At 42.2% G+C, this 16,370-nt stretch carries 16 protein-coding genes and 1 riboswitch; of the genes, 8 read left to right on the top strand and 8 right to left on the bottom strand.

The window, feature by feature from the left end:
* The first annotated feature begins 177 nt into the window (after nucleotides 1-177).
* From CEF20_RS08125 to CEF20_RS08115, 3 genes are all read left to right on the top strand, one after another.
* A complete protein-coding gene (locus CEF20_RS08125) occupies nucleotides 178-1,029 on the top strand; it encodes a CAP domain-containing protein (protein ID WP_100331332.1) in 852 nt (283 codons plus the stop codon).
* 115 nt (nucleotides 1,030-1,144) lie between these two features.
* Nucleotides 1,145-1,939, top strand: a complete 795-nt coding sequence (locus CEF20_RS08120) for an SDR family oxidoreductase (RefSeq protein WP_100331331.1) — start codon at nucleotides 1,145-1,147, stop codon at nucleotides 1,937-1,939.
* Nucleotides 1,940-2,091: 152 nt separating this feature from the next.
* Nucleotides 2,092-2,229, top strand: a riboswitch (cyclic di-AMP (ydaO/yuaA leader).
* A 67-nt stretch (nucleotides 2,230-2,296) separates the two neighbouring features.
* Complete coding sequence (locus CEF20_RS08115; RefSeq protein WP_100332048.1) at nucleotides 2,297-3,610, top strand: TrkH family potassium uptake protein; 1,314 nt, start codon at nucleotides 2,297-2,299, stop codon at nucleotides 3,608-3,610.
* 325 nt (nucleotides 3,611-3,935) lie between these two features.
* Here the strand turns inward: CEF20_RS08115 and CEF20_RS08110 are convergent, their stop codons facing one another.
* A complete protein-coding gene (locus CEF20_RS08110; protein ID WP_100331330.1) occupies nucleotides 3,936-5,300 on the bottom strand; it encodes an MATE family efflux transporter in 1,365 nt (454 codons plus the stop codon).
* Between the two features lie 225 nt (nucleotides 5,301-5,525).
* Nucleotides 5,526-6,083 carry a GNAT family N-acetyltransferase gene (locus CEF20_RS08105; protein WP_100331329.1) on the bottom strand — a complete coding sequence of 186 codons (558 nt, stop codon included), beginning with the start codon at nucleotides 6,081-6,083 and terminating at the stop codon, nucleotides 5,526-5,528.
* 409 nt (nucleotides 6,084-6,492) lie between these two features.
* Between CEF20_RS08105 and CEF20_RS08100 the strand changes: the two genes are divergently transcribed.
* The 3 genes from CEF20_RS08100 to CEF20_RS08090 all read left to right on the top strand — a co-directional run bounded on the left by CEF20_RS08100 (nucleotide 6,493) and on the right by CEF20_RS08090 (nucleotide 8,506).
* A complete protein-coding gene (locus CEF20_RS08100) occupies nucleotides 6,493-6,717 on the top strand; it encodes a hypothetical protein (RefSeq protein ID WP_100331328.1) in 225 nt (74 codons plus the stop codon).
* A gap of 309 nt (nucleotides 6,718-7,026) precedes the next feature.
* Nucleotides 7,027-7,425, top strand: a complete 399-nt coding sequence (tnpA, locus tag CEF20_RS08095) for an IS200/IS605 family transposase (RefSeq protein ID WP_100332047.1) — start codon at nucleotides 7,027-7,029, stop codon at nucleotides 7,423-7,425.
* A 4-nt stretch (nucleotides 7,426-7,429) separates the two neighbouring features.
* The gene (locus CEF20_RS08090; protein ID WP_100331327.1) at nucleotides 7,430-8,506 is read left to right on the top strand and encodes an RNA-guided endonuclease InsQ/TnpB family protein; all 1,077 of its coding nucleotides are present in this window, start codon (nucleotides 7,430-7,432) and stop codon (nucleotides 8,504-8,506) included.
* A 481-nt stretch (nucleotides 8,507-8,987) separates the two neighbouring features.
* Here the strand turns inward: CEF20_RS08090 and CEF20_RS08085 are convergent, their stop codons facing one another.
* From CEF20_RS08085 to CEF20_RS08070, 5 genes are all read right to left on the bottom strand, one after another.
* Entirely contained in the window at nucleotides 8,988-9,194 is a 207-nt protein-coding gene (locus CEF20_RS08085) for a cold-inducible protein YdjO-related protein (protein WP_100331326.1), read from the bottom strand.
* An 84-nt stretch (nucleotides 9,195-9,278) separates the two neighbouring features.
* Nucleotides 9,279-9,497, bottom strand: coding sequence for an aspartyl-phosphate phosphatase Spo0E family protein (locus CEF20_RS08080; RefSeq protein WP_232713403.1), 219 nt, complete (start codon nucleotides 9,495-9,497; stop codon nucleotides 9,279-9,281).
* Entirely contained in the window at nucleotides 9,494-9,673 is a 180-nt protein-coding gene (locus CEF20_RS17070) for a hypothetical protein (RefSeq protein WP_232713402.1), read from the bottom strand. Before CEF20_RS17070 ends, CEF20_RS08080 begins: the two co-directional genes overlap by 4 nt.
* A 590-nt stretch (nucleotides 9,674-10,263) precedes the next feature.
* On the bottom strand, nucleotides 10,264-11,886 hold the full coding sequence (locus CEF20_RS08075; protein ID WP_100332045.1) for a M4 family metallopeptidase: 1,623 nt from the start codon (nucleotides 11,884-11,886) through the stop codon (nucleotides 10,264-10,266).
* A gap of 532 nt (nucleotides 11,887-12,418) precedes the next feature.
* On the bottom strand, nucleotides 12,419-12,826 hold the full coding sequence (locus tag CEF20_RS08070) for a ClpX C4-type zinc finger protein (RefSeq protein ID WP_100331325.1): 408 nt from the start codon (nucleotides 12,824-12,826) through the stop codon (nucleotides 12,419-12,421).
* A gap of 551 nt (nucleotides 12,827-13,377) precedes the next feature.
* On the opposite strand from CEF20_RS08070, the gene CEF20_RS08060 reads away from it, so the two are divergent.
* Nucleotides 13,378-14,952, top strand: a complete 1,575-nt coding sequence (locus CEF20_RS08060; RefSeq protein ID WP_100331323.1) for a fatty acid--CoA ligase — start codon at nucleotides 13,378-13,380, stop codon at nucleotides 14,950-14,952.
* 139 nt (nucleotides 14,953-15,091) lie between these two features.
* On the opposite strand, the gene CEF20_RS16585 is transcribed toward CEF20_RS08060, so the two are convergent.
* Entirely contained in the window at nucleotides 15,092-15,247 is a 156-nt protein-coding gene (locus CEF20_RS16585; protein WP_157796229.1) for a BA3454 family stress response protein, read from the bottom strand.
* A gap of 599 nt (nucleotides 15,248-15,846) precedes the next feature.
* Between CEF20_RS16585 and CEF20_RS08055 the strand changes: the two genes are divergently transcribed.
* Nucleotides 15,847-16,341: an STAS domain-containing protein gene (locus CEF20_RS08055; protein WP_100331322.1), complete on the top strand. Its 495-nt coding sequence runs from the start codon at nucleotides 15,847-15,849 to the stop codon at nucleotides 16,339-16,341.
* Nucleotides 16,342-16,370: the final 29 nt, after the last annotated feature.

Genomic DNA, 16,370 nt, shown 5'->3' with positions numbered 1-16,370 from the left:
AAGAAAAAATTTTAAACATTGATATAACAGCTCTTATCATGGCAAGTATCATAAATGAGCGAACCAGCCCTTTTCTCAGAAAAGGGCTGGTTTTCTTTCCGCTATTTACCGCATTTATGACAAAGAAATCATGCTACGATTTATATGTCAAAAACAGAGGACAGGAGGAAATGATCAATGAACAAAAAAGTAATCGTATCGTTAGCTGCATCATTCACTCTTTTGGCAGCGCCATTTGTAAATGAAACAGAAGCGCAGGAGGTAACTCCAAAAGTTAAATACAAAGTAAACTGCCCCGCTTCTGCCTATAAAGGGCACACCCATTTCTCCCATAAAAATTTCAATTGGGATAAATTCATAAAGCAAAACCCATACGGTCAGTGGAAAAAACAAGCTTTAGAAGCAAAACCAGTAGCCGAAGCAAAACCAGTACCGGAAGCAAAACCAGTACCGGAAGCAAAACCAGTACCGGAGACAAAACCAGTACCGGAAGCAAAGCCAGCACCGGAGGCAAAGCCAGTACCGGAAGCAAAGCCAGTACCGGAGGCAAAGCCAGTACCGGAAGCAAAGCCAGTACCGGAGGCAAAGCCAGTACCTGAAGCAAAACCAGCACCTGAAGCAAAGCCAGCTGAAGAGCAGCAACAATCCGCATTAAATGCTTATGAGAAGCAAGTGGTTGAATTAACAAATAAGGAGCGGGCTAAACAAGGACTGCCAGCTTTACAGATTGATACTGAATTAAGCAAGGTTGCTAGAATGAAATCAGAAGATATGCGTGCGAACAACTACTTCTCTCATACAAGTCCAACATACGGTTCTCCGTTTGATATGATGAAGAAATTCGGAGTTGATTACCGCGCGGCAGGAGAAAATATCGCTAAAGGCCAGCGCACGCCGGAAGAAGTAGTCAATGCATGGATGAACAGCTCAGGTCACAGAGCGAATATCCTAAGTAAAGAATTTACTCATATCGGCGTTGGCTATGTAGAAGAAGGTTCTGTTTGGACACAGCAATTTATCAAAAAATAATAGACAAACACCGTGCATTCGCGCGGTGTTTTGTTGTTTCAACAAATATAATTTGCATAATATTGAAAGGATGCTTACTATGATAATATAACTATTATGTGATGGAGAGGATGTCATGAATATAAAGACAGCGCTCATAACAGGCGGATCTAGAGGAATTGGCAAAAAAACAGCCATCGCTTTAGCAGAGAACGGATACAACATCATTATTAATTACCGTTCGAGCGAGAAAGAAGCAGACGATTTAGCGAAAGAGCTGACTATTCGGTATAATGTGCAGACGCTTACGGTTCAGGGAGATATTTCGATAAAAGAAGATTGTGAGAACCTCATTCGCCAATCTGTCAGCCGGTTTGGCGGCATAGATATCGTCATACATAATGCGGGTCCTTATATTAAAAAAAGAAAAAAAATGGATGAGTACTCATGGAATGAGTGGCTATATATTATGAACGGAAATCTAAACAGCGTATTCTATTTAACGAAGCTCGTCCTTCCTTACATGCGCCAACAGGGCTGGGGGCGAATCATAACTTTTGGATTTGACCGAGTGGAGACTGCGCCTGCATGGATTTATCGTTCTTCTTTTGCAGCAGCTAAAACGGGGCTGGCTTCTTTAACGAGAACTATAGCGATCGAAGAAGCGGAAAACGGGATCACCGCCAATATGGTCTGCCCTGGAGATATTGTAGGTGCTTGGAAAGAAGCGGGGATTGCGGAAGCCATGCACAGCTCTTCTTCACCGGCCCCCGTAGGCCGTAACGGAACAGGGGAGGATGTAGCGAGAGTAGTCTCCTTTTTAGTCTCGGATTTATCAGGCTTTATCACAGGCAGCATCATCCCAGTCACAGGCGCTCAGGATGTGCTGGGGAAAATATTTCATGCTAAGAAGCAGACTGGGCAGGAATAAGGCTTGAGCGGGTTTCCGTTTGAGCTTTTAATTATTCAGCCATTCTCCTCTTCTTCACCTATCACCGACTTTTTTGCATAGGCGCTGTTTACAAAAAATAACTTTACAATACATGCAGCTGGGGGTAGAATGAGATCATTCAACGAAAAGGACATCAATCATTGCTTAATCCGTATGGAGCGGGGGAACCAACGCCGTTTATCTGCAGGGGTGAAGCCAGTACACTGGCCGGACATTTCCTTCCAGTCCGAATCCGACAGCTAACCTCGTCAGCAAGTGGGAAGGCTTCTGAAACCATGGCAGAGGCCGCGGTTTTTTTCTATGCCAATTTTTAAGAAAGAAGAAGGATGCTGAATGATGAAAAGTATAAAAATATCACCATCATCATTGCTTGTGGCCGTCTACGGTACATGTATTTTATTCGGAACGGTTTTGCTGAAGCTGCCGATTGCCACAAATTCACCAATTAGCTGGATCGACGCTTTGTTTACCTCTGCTTCTGCGATGACCGTAACAGGATTGGGCGTGGTGGATACGGGCAGCCATTTTACGAGGGCAGGGCAAATCGTTATCATGGGGTTAATTCAAGTTGGCGGGCTGGGCATTATGTCCTTTGGCATGCTGCTGTTCATCATGCTCGGAAAGAAGATCGGACTGAAAAAGCGTCTCGTCATGCAGCAGGCGCTTAATCAGGTTCATGTCGGCGGAGTTATTCGCCTCGTGAAATATCTATTTATTTTTTCCTTAACCATTGAAGCGATATTTGCCGCCGTACTTGCAGCAAAATGGGTGCCGGAAATGGGATGGCGTCAGGGGATGTTCTATTCGTTTTTTCATGCGGTATCGGCCTTTAACAATGCCGGCTTTACATTGTGGCCGGATGGCTTGTCCAGATATGTCGGCAGCCCGGCCGTGAATATTGCGATCACTTCTTTGATCATATTAGGCGGTATCGGCTTTACGGTGATAATCGATGTGTGGCAAAAAAGAAAATGGCGGCTGTTTTCTCTTCATACAAAAGTGATGCTGTCGGCGACTGTTATCGTAAACGTAATCGCTTTTCAATTGTTTTATTTATTTGAATCACTCAATGCCAAAACGATTGGAGCCATGCCGATTTCTGATCAGCTCTGGGCTTCCTATTTTCAAGCAATTTCAGTGAGAACAGCTGGTTTTAATTCTATTGATATCAGCGGCATTGACAGCTCGACCGCTTTCTTTCTGATGATTCTGATGTTTATCGGAGCAGGAAGCGGCTCTACAGCAGGCGGGATTAAATTAACGACTTTTGTGATATTAATTATCAGTATGCTTACTTATGTGCAAGGGAAGAAAGCCGTTCATCTATTTGAGCGCACTATCCGAACAGATCATTTGCTAAGGGTTCTATCGATTACAACGGTTAGTTCCTTAGTGGTCGTCACGGGAGTGCTCGTTTTAAATATTACGGAAGAGCTGCCATTTTTGCCTTTAATGTTTGAGGTCGTTTCCGCATTTGGCACGGTCGGCTTATCGATGGGGATCACATCATCTCTTTCAGTCATCGGAAAATTAGTAATTGTCGCCATTATGATTACCGGAAAAGTAGGTCCGCTTTCTTTCGTATATATGCTTGCGCGCAAACAAGACAGCAAATACCAATACCCGGCGGAAGATATATTAACTGGCTGAGGACGAAAAAGCGGAAGAATGTCATATTGGGTCGATCTCTGTAATGCGCTTTAAGAATCCGAATGAATTGGCGGACAATGGTAAATTAATCACCAATTCGGGCCCGGCTATGATGCAGGAGAGCATTTGTCAACAGTCTAAAAAGCCGGGACAAAGGATTTTCAGCTCATAAAAAAGCCGAACTATTATTTAGAGCTCTTCTTCAGAGTTTCATAATAGTTCGGTTTTATTGTTTCTCATGTTTTTATTACACACAATGATTCGGCTTTCATGACAGCAAACTTAGTAATATCCCAGTCTCGTTTTTAATGCAGCCTCCAAGCTATTATCGGGAAGAAAGCGAGGAGCCGTATTTTTTATTTTGGACATAAAGCAGGCGGAAGGACATCGTGACAGCGCCTGCCGTTAGGCCGGAGATTAAGCCGATCCAGTAGCCGAAAGCTTCTAAACTGCTGTAATTCGCCAAATAATATCCTAAAGGCAGGCCGATGATCCAATAGCTGATCATCGTCATAATAAAGGTCATATTTACATCCTTATAGCCGCGCAAAGCCCCTTGCACAGGAGCTTGAACCGCATCTGATAATTGGAAGATGGCAGCGAATATCAGAAACTGGGCCGTTAGCTGCAGCACTTCTTGATTATCGGTGTAAATGCCGGCAATTCCTTGCCTGAACAAAAACAGCATGATTGTGCACAATAAAGAGATGCATACGGCCATGCTGACCCCAAGCCAGCTGTATAGTTTGGCATCCCTCATGCGTTTCGCTCCGACCTCAAAGCCAACCACAATCGTCAAGCTTAAGGAGATGCTTAACGGAATCATATACAGCATAGAAGAGAAGTTAATGGCGACTTGATGAGCGGCGATGACATTCGTGCTGTATTCACTCATAAATAAAGTAACAGCGGAGAAAATGCTCGTCTCAAAAAAGATCGATAGACCGATGGGAACTCCAATCATAAAGATTTCCTTCCACTTGGACAATGAAATAGCCGGGAAAGAATGAAAGATTTTATATTCGCTAAAAGGGCGCTGGCGATGAATGATCCAAGCAGCAATGAGAGCTGTTAACCAATAGGTAAGAGCGGTGGCATAGCCGGCCCCCACACCGCCAAGCTCAGGAAATCCCCATTTTCCAAAAATTAGCGCATAATTAAATATTACATTAAGCGGTAAAGCGATCAGTGTGACAACCATGGATGTTCTTGTCATTCCGAGAGCATCGATAAAGCAGCGAAATACAGTAAAAATAAAAACGGGAATTATACCGAAGCCTAAGGCGATGACATAGGCTTTAGCGATCGCTCGCACATTCTCTTCAAGATCCATAAGCTGCAATACAGGATCAAGCGCGAAGCTGCCAAGAATGAGGATGACAAGGGCGAGTGCGCTGGAAGCATAGATGCCTTGCATGACAGAAAAGGGCACTTGCTCTTTTTTCCCTGCTCCGACAAGATGAGCCACGATTGGCGTCATTGACAACAAGATCCCGCTAAGACCGGTGAACACAGGAACCCACAGCGAAGAGCCGATGGCCACACCAGCTAAATGATCCGCTGAATAGCGGCTGGACATCATCGTATCGAAAAAATTCATAGAAATCATGCCTAATTGAGTGATCAATATCGGGATTAAAATGACTGTAAACTGTTTAACCTTTTCTTTCATTGTAAATGTTTGCTTCATTTCCATCCTCCTTTCAAATCAGGTAATAAAAAGACAGAATGAAAGAATTATATCACAGAAAGAAAAGAAACTGTATAACTGGAACAGATGGATGTCTTGGAAAAACCCTTCAGCGGGCGCTGAAGGGTTTGGTTTGGAATCAGTCAAAAGGGAATGGAGCCATTGGAAGCACATGTCCTGTGAAATGAGAGAATGTTTGGCAGGGGGCGAGCTGCACATACAAGATTAAGCTTCCATTGCTTGCTCATCAGCGGTATCATGATACTGGCGCAGGACATAGAGAGTGAATAAATCCTTAGACACTTCATAAAGATCATACACTTCTTCCTTCTCATTGATTTGAGCATAAATAGCTGGACGAGATTCATTCGCCAAAGTCGCGTATGGTAATTTCTCAGCGGCCTTTAATGAGCGGACATTGACTTTGCGGATTCGCATAAAGACCGCCTGAATATCGAGTTCAAAAAACAGCTCTTGAAAAAACGCTTCCTTGGCTAAGGCATTATAGCCTTTTCCGTGATAGGGCTTGCCGATCCAAGTGCCGAGAAAGCCCGCTTGTTGGTCGATATCATATAAATTAATCGTGCCGATTGGGTTGCCCCATTCATCCGTAATAGTCCGCGAAATCAGCTCTCCACGTTCTTCCGCTTCAATGGTTTGCTTTGTCAGGAAGACAAATTCTTCATAGGAATAGGCTTTTTGACGCACAAAAGGGAAGACTTCCGGATGCGTCATTAATTCATAAAGTACATGGCTGTCATGCACATCGCGCTTTTTTAACATATAAATCCCTCCATGTGAGGGCAGTTCGGTCCTGTAGCGCCCGAATTCCACCCTCGAAATTTTTCATAGCTTTCATAAAAAATTTCGGGGTGGGAATCGAACCCACTAGAACCAGCGCAGAAGCTGGTGGCGCACCATTTGCCTTCCCTAATTCACCATCGTTTACGTGAAAATCTGATAATATCATACATAATTTTAATTCATTTGAAAATAGTTTTTTTATTAATTTTATAATATGTTTTTGTTTCGTTATCGTAAACTAGAGTGCAGCAGGGTAACAGAAAGCAAAGCTGCGCGCAGCCGGGTTCGCGGCGATGTTCAAAAAGAATAAAAAGGGTACATTTTATCACAGGAATTGCCTTGTGGTATATAGAATGTGTTACGTAAGAAAAAGTGGGAGGGAAAGAAATTGAACTTGATCCGTTGCTTAGAGCAAGTAAAGACAAGTGTTCAATTACTGGAATTGCTGAAGAGAGAATGTGAATTTGTCAGCATGGAAAACGAGCAGGACAGAGTGCATATTCAAACCCATGCTTGGAAGGACTATGCCATTTATTATTATGAAGGTCATCCTCGGCTTGGTATATGTCCGGTTGAATACCTTTCTACTTTTGTTAAACTGAAATCGTCTTAAAGTAAGCCGGCTTGGTGAAGCAGGCATCCATAATAGAAAAATAATGGGCGAACCTGAAGAAAAATCATTCAGAAAGAGAAGAGCTGCAAGTCATGCTGAGAAGGAAAGACCTTGTTTTACAGATTTTCCGAACAAGAAAGCCCACACAGGTCGCAGACCGTCTTTAGACGTGGGATGATAGTGAGGTCAAATACGGAGTACCGCATTTAACCGTAAGGTTTTGCGGTACTTCAAGTATTGGAAAACTCCACTATATTTATTTATATATATTTGTTGTCGTTTATAGTGAAAACTGATAAAAATATAAGTATGGAAGATTATAGAAGAACTACTACAACCGTATCATTCATTAACTATCATTTGGTGTTTTGTCCTCGATACAGAAGAAAAATATTTCTTGACAACAAGGTAGAAAAGAGATTCAAAGAAATGGTGCACGAAATATGCGAACCACTAAAAATACAAGTGATTGCTTTAGAATGTGACAAAGACCATGCACACATGTTTCTCAATGTACTACCTACACTAAGTCCTGCAAACATCATGGCAAAAATCAAAGGAGTGACATCTAAACAGTTGCGAGAAGAATTTCCGCACCTGCGACACCTGCCAAGTTTGTGGACACGTTCTTATTTTGTTTCTACTGCTGGAAACGTATCAAGTCAAACTATAAAGCGATATGTTGAACAACAAAAAACAAGGGGGTGAAATCATGTCACAAACAATCACTGTAAAAATCAAATTGCTACCTACTAAAGAACAGGATTTGACTTTGACCGAAATGAGTAAAACATACATTTCAACAATCAACGATCTTGTGTCTGAAATGGTAAAAGAAAAGAAAAGCACTAAGAAAACAAGTAAAAACATTGGTGCTTCTTTGCCCAGTGCGGTGAAAAACCAAGCAATTAAAGATGCGAAAAGTGTTTTCAAGAAGGCAAAGAAAACAAAACTTGAAACCATTCCAGTCTTAAAGAAACCTACGTGTATCTGGAACAACCAAAACTACTCTTTGGACTTCACTCATATTTCACTGCCGATCATGATTGACGGTAAAGCCAAGAAAACGCCTATTCGGGCTTTATTAATTGATAAGGAAAATCGAAATTTCAATTTGCTGAAACATAAGTTAGGCACATTGCGTATCACGAAAAAGTCAAATAAATGGATCGCACAAATTTCTGTCACTACGCCTACTCCTCAAAAAACGGGATTCAAGGTTATGGGAGTTGACTTAGGTTTAAAAGTTCCGGCTGTTGCAGTAACTGATGACGGAAAAGTGCGTTTCTTTGGTAACGGCAGACAGAATAAATATAAAAAGAGAAAGTTTCGTTCTGTTCGTAAAGCATTAGGCAAAAAGAAAAAATTAAATGCTATCCGCAGTTCAAAAAACAAGGAACAGCGTTGGATGAAAGATCAAGACCATAAAGTAAGTCGTGCGATTGTTAATTTTGCTAAAGAAAATGAAATCTCTGTCATTCGTATAGAACAATTAGCGAATATCAGACAGACGACAAGAACAAGTCGTAAAAACGAAAAGAATTTGCATACATGGTCCTTTTATCGTCTATCTCAATTTATTGAGTACAAGGCCAAGTTAGAAGGCATTAAGGTTGAATATGTGAATCCTGTTTATACGAGTCAAACATGTCCTAACTGTTCTGAAAAGAACAAAGCACAAGACCGCAAATACAAGTGTAAATGCGGATTCGAGAAACATCGTGATCTAGTAGGTGCTATGAATATTCGATGTGCACCTGTGATTGATGGTAATAGTCAATCAGCATAGGGAACTATAGGTTCTGCCCTATGAGGGGCAATGAGATGCCCTCATCTTGAAGGCTGTTCAAAACAGAAATGGACTGCGAACGCTTAGTCATTCAAGAATCCCACCCGTTTAACCGTAAGGTTTAGCGCTTGCGTCTTTAGACGTGGGAGTCTCAAGTACGGGAAGAGCCATTTGCAGAATAAGAAACAAGCAGAACATTGAGCGCACATCCTAAAGCAAGGCTGTTTGCTGGTGACCCATGAGGACTTGAATATAAATACAATTGAAGATGAACCGCTTAGTCATTGATGAAGGATAAAGCGATGAAAACGAGTTAAAAAGAGCACCAAAAATAGCTGTTCTCCGAAATCAGAAAGAAAGGATTTATTCATGTAAAGATCCAATATTTCGGAGAATGGTCTGACTGCATACTGTTTGTTTATCATGAAGATGCCCGTGGCAAAAGAAAAGCTTAGAAAAGGCAGCGGCGGCCGCTCCTTTTCTAATCCTTATGTAAACTGGTATTTTTTAATGGCGGGATATAACGAGTGCCTGATATCATCTGTGCTCCGCAAAACGGGCATGGCGGAGGAGTTTCGGCAGCGAAGTCTTTTCTCATCCAGCCGTTACAGTCTTCCTCAGGACACTCCCATGTATCCACATTTTCACTTGGCAGAGGTTCCTTGCGCCTATTATTATAAAAAGACATATCGTCACTTCCTAGTTCACATTTTTTTCATCCCTTCTATTATCTCATATTATTTTATTTTTTTCATAAAATTCTGTTTCCCCCTTATGATCTGGGAGCATAAGCGAAAAATTCTACGATGCAAGGCTGATCTTTTGATTTGAAAAGGCTCTGATACCGGTTGATCAGCTCGTCCAATTCCTGGCTTTGTTTGACGGTCTCCTGATGACTCAGTCCTTTCAGCAATCCTGTTTCGATCATTTGATTCCGTTTGAAAACAATTTCATCCGTTAGTTCATTGTAAGATTCCATTTTCCCCATCATTCTCTCAAATCCCCCATAATAAATTTCACAATAATTAGTATTATGCCGACATTATCTGTTAAATGGAAGAACTTCGACAAAACTTCTAGGAATGTTACATAAACAAGCATATATTGATACAGACGATGGGAGCATACGAGCAGTTCAAAAAAAGAGAAGAAAAACTTAGCCAGCATGCTCAAAAAAGCAGGAAGGAAGAAGACTTCATAAGCCAAGCGTGCATTTCTAAACTTCATAGAGAACTGCGGGGGGATGGGCTTAAGACTTAAGCTTTATGATGAAAGCCAGAGGTAGGGAAGGAATGCTAAGATAGTATATCGGCGATAGATAGTGATGATGAAATGGAATGGGTTTTTTTAGACATGATCAAGACAGCTGCTTTGCCTTGATGAGTTATCCCTGGTGCTTATTATATAGGATCTATTAAATTTTTATTGTTGATAAATTGAATAAAAATAGAAGATATCCAATTTTTATGGGTTTCTACTGCCATCCTAAATAAAAAATACAATTTACTCAGAAAGTAGATTCTTCGACGATTCACATAGCTCTGTTTGTATTTGCTTAGTTAAACTGCAGAAAATAAGTTAATATGAATGAAAATTAATTTTTCAATGAACTCGCTTGATATATTTGATTTAAGTAAATAGAGTTCCAGCGTTTTTAATTCATATAACAGAACCATTATATAAAAAGCACCCTATAGGGCAGGTTTATGACCATGTCTGCTCTATAGGGTACAATTACTTGAATGGCACGTTTCTTTTTAGCTGACGCCTACTTGATCCCAAGCGTTTTGAACGGCTTGATATTCTGCTCCATTGGCACCGAAAATGTCTGCTGCTGATTGAAGAAGGGCGGCGCGAGCATTGCTGAAGCTGCTTGTTGGCGTTAAATAAGTGGAAAGCGCGCGATAATAGATTTTTTCGGCTTTATCTTTCCCGATCCCTTCGATTGTATAATAAGCTGCTTTATTTGGAATCCCGCTGTTTGTGTGGACCCCGCCGTTATCCCCAGTTGTATAGACATAGTCTTTAAAGTGGCTCGGCTGTCCGTATGCTTCTGGATTGGACATGCTTCGCAGAGCATCACCCGGCTTTCCAGGAGTGTATACATCCTCTCCTATTAAATAGTCAGGATCAAGGAAATAGCCGAATACATCAGAGAACGATTCATTTAAAGCACCTGACTGATTGCGGTATTCTAAATCAGCCGTTGTGTCCGTGACTGCATGGGTAATTTCATGGGCAACGACATCTAGGCTGCCCGATAATGGCGCGAAGATTCGACCGTCACCATCTCCGTAAACCATTTGTGACCCATTCCAAAAAGCATTGTTATACCCTTTTCCATAATGGACAGTTGAACGGATGGTAGCTCCATTTCCATCCCAGCTGTTGCGGTTATGAACATTCTTGTAATAATCATATACTTTGCCGGCATAGAAATGAGCATCTGTATCAGCACCTTGTGATTTATCCACCCATGAATTGTCGCTGTCTGCTGAATAGCCGCCCGGAAGTCTGGATTGATTAGCTGCTGTGCGCGTTTCAATTACACCGTTCATCGGCTTGGTTGTATCGTACAGGGTATAAGTGTTATTGGAAAAGTAAGTGTTTAAAGTTTTTTTGTCGCCAAGCACTCCGATGCCTGTGCCAGTTGAGGCGGCATTGGTAGCCGCGTTATAGGAATCAACAATTTGACCATCCTTCGCATCTACGTAAATTTGCCAGTTGGCTCCATATGGCTGAATAAATTGCAGCTGTATTTTATAGGTTAAATGGTATTGTCCGTCCTTTTCATAGATTACTAAATCACTTTTTTCATTCGTGTCACTTACCTCGCTTTTCGGCGCGGCTAATAAAGATTGATCGAGGTGAACGATTGTGTCTGCTTTCGAAACTTTAATATGCTTCCAAGCTAAATCAATGGCTTTCGTTTCGGGAATAGCGGCCTTTGTATCCTTGACGCTTGTCCTTGCTTTCGGGTGCAAAGTTCCGTTTGTGGCGACAATGTAGCCTTCTTTATTCGTATGAATAGCAAAGTTAGAACCATCGACAGCCACGCCGTTGATCGTTTGGATAAATTCATAGTGAGTCATTCCCAGCTCGTCGGTTTCTTTCTTAATGAACGACAGCTCTGCATGGGGATTAACCTTAAAAATAGCCCGTTTGTTTTCAAGAAATGTAAGCGCATCGTTTTCATTCTTCACCTTAGTCTCAGACAGCTTGCCCGATAAAAAAGAAGGAATGTTTTTTTGCTTATCAAGCTGTTTTTGTGTTAACTGCATTTGACTGAAAGGATTTGAGGCACCCAGAGCATCGGCAGCAAAGCTTGAGCTGAATAAGAGAGCAGTTCCTAGTACAGCAGTAGCTAGTTTTTTTGGCATGTCCATTCACACTCCTATTAAATTTTGAAAAGCAAAGGCTATTAAACTGGCAGGTTAACCTGAATCACCGGTAACTAAATTATAATCTGATTTTTTAGAAAAATCAATATATTATGGAAATTTTTCTGTAAAATTCCAATTTCAATGCGAGGAGTGATTCATTCCAATGGTTAACAGATGATGAGCTTCAAACATGCCAGTTGATAGAAAATGATCACAATAAGGCATGCAAGAGAAAGCGGCGGAGGAATATTCTCGCACGGAGGGGCTGAAGAAATCGTTCATTTAAGCTGATTAATGGTTAGGAAAGGATGTTCAATAAGAGAGGATTCCCGTAAGAAAACCCTTTTTGAGCGGTGAAAAGAGAGCGCTGCAAAATAGCGGCGCTCCCGGGGAGATATACTAGATTAGTAACTAGTTTCATTGTTTCTGGATGGAGGCTGCCGCAAGACTTTCGCTGCCGAAATGGAGTGGGGAAGCAAAAGCTTCAGCGGGGGGATGATAGCAAGCCGCCTTTGTTTGAAGAGTCCATTTATTCCTTTGCCGTCATTTGAGCTGCAATGACGCTCTTGCCGAATTGCAGACAGCTTTCACATATGGATACAGCCGGACCCAAAGCAAGCTCGCCTGCTTCCTCCTTGCTTCTGCCGCAAAAGGAACAAGCATATTTGCAGACGTCTTCCAGCCTGTTGTCAAGATGTTCGGTTTTGCTTGCAGCGTTGTAAAACTGTTCAATAAGGTTCTCATCCGTTTCCTTTTCATCAAATTGGCCTTTGAATTTTAAGGCGCTGGAAGTAAAAGCCATGGCCATGCCTTTGAAGAATATCTGCTTGTCCGGTGAAGCTGATGCAGACACCTTCTTTTCACACAAATGGCTTAATCGTTCAATCTCTGCAATCCTTTTGGAAACTTCATCTTCTGGAATAGAGTGATTTGTCATAGTTTTGACCTCCTTTATATTTTCCTCTGCCTCATTCTATTTTTTCTATATATATACATCAAATCCTCTTAATTTCGATCGTTGTGAAATTGTTTTTTGATGGAAGCATTGTGATGGAAGCTGGCTTCTGCCTTGCTTTTTTCTTTTGATGAATCAAATATAGGATGAGGAAAATCATCGCAAGAAGCAGACAGCTTAGTTAATCGCTGATAACGGTGGCCGGAAGAGAAACGAGATGGACAATAGGCAGATGACCTGCATGGAGTATGGGGAGCAAGCAGCTTCATCCGCAGCCGGATTTACAAATAGCGCAAAATTGATCGAAAAGTATTGCGAAAGATCGCAAAAAAGAAAGCGTATTTATGTATGGAAGAACAGATGCCGGAGGGAATCATTAGGCTTTCAATCAGCAGAAGACCTAGACGATTCGTCTGTATAAAACTCAGGCGGTCGAAAGGATGGCTGTAATGAAAGAGAACGTGACGGTCTTGCCAATCAACGGGGCTTCAAGCGTTGGTTTGGAATTTCATAAGTGAAAAGGAGGACGTTCTATGTATCTGACGGTTGGTGATGTATTAGAATTAACCGTTCAAAAATTTCCCGACAAAGAAGCATTGTACGATGTGAAGAGCGGCCGCCGCTACACGTATCAGGAATGGAATGAGGCGGTTAATCAGCTGGCTCACGCTTTCTTGCAGGAGGGCGTGCAGAAAGGTGACCGCATCTCCGCCTATCTGTTTAATTGTGAGGAACTGGCGATTGCTTATTTTGCCAGCTGCAAAATCGGTGCTGTATTTACCCCGATTAATTATCGTTTAATGTCGGAAGAAATAGCGTATATTTTACAGGAGGCACAGCCGAAAATTGTCTTGTTTGAACGTGCGTTAAGTCCACAAATAAAGGCTATTGAGCAGCGGTTCCCCAAGGTTTCCTTTTGGTATACTGATCTGGAAGTGCCTGCGTTTGCGCACAGTTTAAAAGAGAAGATGGAAACGATGCCTGCCGATAAGCCGGTCGCGAGCGTGAATGAAAACGATGTATACGCCCTCATGTATACGAGCGGTACAACAGGGCGTCCCAAAGGTGTGATCCATCGCCACCGTGATATGGTGGAGCAGTCGCTGGCTATGATTCACGCGACGAACGTAACGGAGCGGGATCGCGGATTAGTCACTGCGCCGATGTTTCATTGTGCGGAGCTTCACTGCGCTTTTTTGCCCCGTGTGCATGTGGGAGCCAGCCAAGTGATTCTCCATCAATTTCAGCCGCAAAAGGTGCTGTCATTGATTCAAGAGGAGAGAATCACAACATTATTTGCTGCTCCGACGATGTGGAATAGGCTGCTTCAAGAGGATTTGCTCTTCTATGATGTTACTTCACTAAAGCTCGGGTTATATGGTGCCGCTCCGATGGCGCCGTCCTTGGTGCGCGAATGCCAGGAAAAGCTCGGTATCCAATTGGTGCAAGCCTATGGGATGACAGAAATGGGGCCAGCGATTTCTTTTCTGCAGGAACAGGAGCAATTGACAAAAGCGGGTTCGGCCGGACGCCCTTGTATTAATCATGAAATCCGGATTGTGAAGCCGAGAGAAGATGGTCCTTCTGAACCGGATGACGTGGCTGCTCCGAACGAAACAGGTGAAATTATTGTTCGCGGACCGAGTATGATGGCTGGCTATTTTCATCGCGAGAAAGCAACTGAAAAGGCGATGTATAAAGGATGGTACCATTCAGGGGATATCGGTTATTTCGATAAAGACGGCTATTTATGGGTGTGTGATCGCGTTGATGACATGATTATCAGCGGCGGAGAGAATATTTATCCTAGAGAAGTGGAGAATGTGCTGTTCGAACATCCGGGTGTCCTCGATGCAGCGGTGATCGGAGAAACGGATGAAATATGGGGAGAGAAGGTGACGGCCTTCATAGTTAAAAAGGATCCGGCACTTACAGAATCCGATCTTGAAGAATTTTGCAGAGCCAGCTCGCACCTCGCTGATTACAAACGACCTCGAGCCTACAAATTTGTCGAGACGCTTCCCCGCAATGCCAGCGGGAAAATTCAGAAGTTTACTTTGCGTCAGCAAACAGCCATAAGGGAAAAAGATGAACAGCCGAAGGAATAGTAGAAGTGAATGTTTAGTCATTTTCTTTTTGCCGAGCAGTGAATAAATAGGAGAGTTAAGGAGAGAGCAGTATCAAAGAGCGACCTGCCCTTCAAGGAAAGATGAGGGGGAACAGCAAAAAATGACCGCCTTTATGCGATCATATGCTGGGAGATGGTTCCGATATTCCCCACTGCTTCTCAACCTGCTCTTCTGCAGAACGCAAGATCTCTTCTTCGTCCGCATCTCGTGCAGCCAGCACATTAGTGACGTAATCTTTGCCATGATAGGAGACGGTTACATTGACTTCAATCATATAAATCCCAACCTTTTCTTTATCAATTTCTTACACTATCTTTATACCTCAACAGAGAAAGGAATAAACCTTTTTCTAAAAAAACTTCGTCAGCAATTCAGCTGAAAGCCGCCATAGGCCAGCAGCTTGATGGGATGAAAAGAAAATCGGAATTTTAAAGAAGGGCTGTTGAGCGATGCAAATAAAAGAAAGCGCCGAATGGTTTAGCGGACAGAGAACGGCTGGCAGGAGCGGGATTGCCGGTCTGAGTCTAAAAGAATCAGGCGCAATCCTCTGTAACTAAACATGTGCACGGCGATAGGGAGTTGACTGGAAACAAGCATCAAAGCGTTAGCCATCTCAGCCTTTGCAAATGGGATTGACCTTCTTGAAGGCCACAGGCTAGGAATGCAGGATAAAAATCTTGAACATGGAGCACTCCAGACTTCTAACCGCAGAGGCATCCTATGCCAAACTTTCATGAAATTCTCAGAAATCTCGCGCTTGAAACAAACTGTAAGGCAATTAAGTGATAAGAGGTTTAAAGGGCTTGTGAAAAGTTTTGCGGTTGGTTAATATGAATAAAGATGCACTATTTAAAAATGGGGGTCGCTGTCAGGATGGTAGAAAACAAAGAAATTGAACGCTTGCAAGGGGAAATCCTGCAATTAAAGCAGCAATTAAAGGAACAGGAACAATTAATCAATGATATTTCTGTTCCGATTATTCCTTCCATTATTCCAGAAACGATACTTGTTCCCATCACAGGAAAACTATCAATGACTAGATTGGAGCTAATCATTGATAAGATTATAAAAGAATCTTACCGCCTTTCTGTATCGGAGGATATTTCCAGTGTCATTATTGATTTTACCGCCATCTCCAAAAAGGAAATAGATGAGATTGATACCTTCGGATTTTATATTGGCAATTTAATTGACGCATTAGGCTTAATGGGAAAACGAGCGCTGTTTGTCGGCTTTAATCCGGATGTGACACAAAAGCTGATTCAATCTGGTTTGTCGGTAACAAAGCAATTAAACAGCTTCGCTACATTTAAAACAGCATTGCAGTTTTTAATGAAAGAAAAAGGGATGGGCTTTGAAATGATGTAATTGATTTCTCATATCTCTGCTTTTACGCA

It is taken from the genome of Bacillus xiapuensis (genome assembly GCF_002797355.1).
Classification (GTDB): Bacteria; Bacillota; Bacilli; order Bacillales; family Domibacillaceae; genus Bacillus_CE; species Bacillus_CE xiapuensis.
Note: the sequence above shows the minus strand (reverse complement) of the source record. Positions and strands in the feature narration are given on the sequence as shown.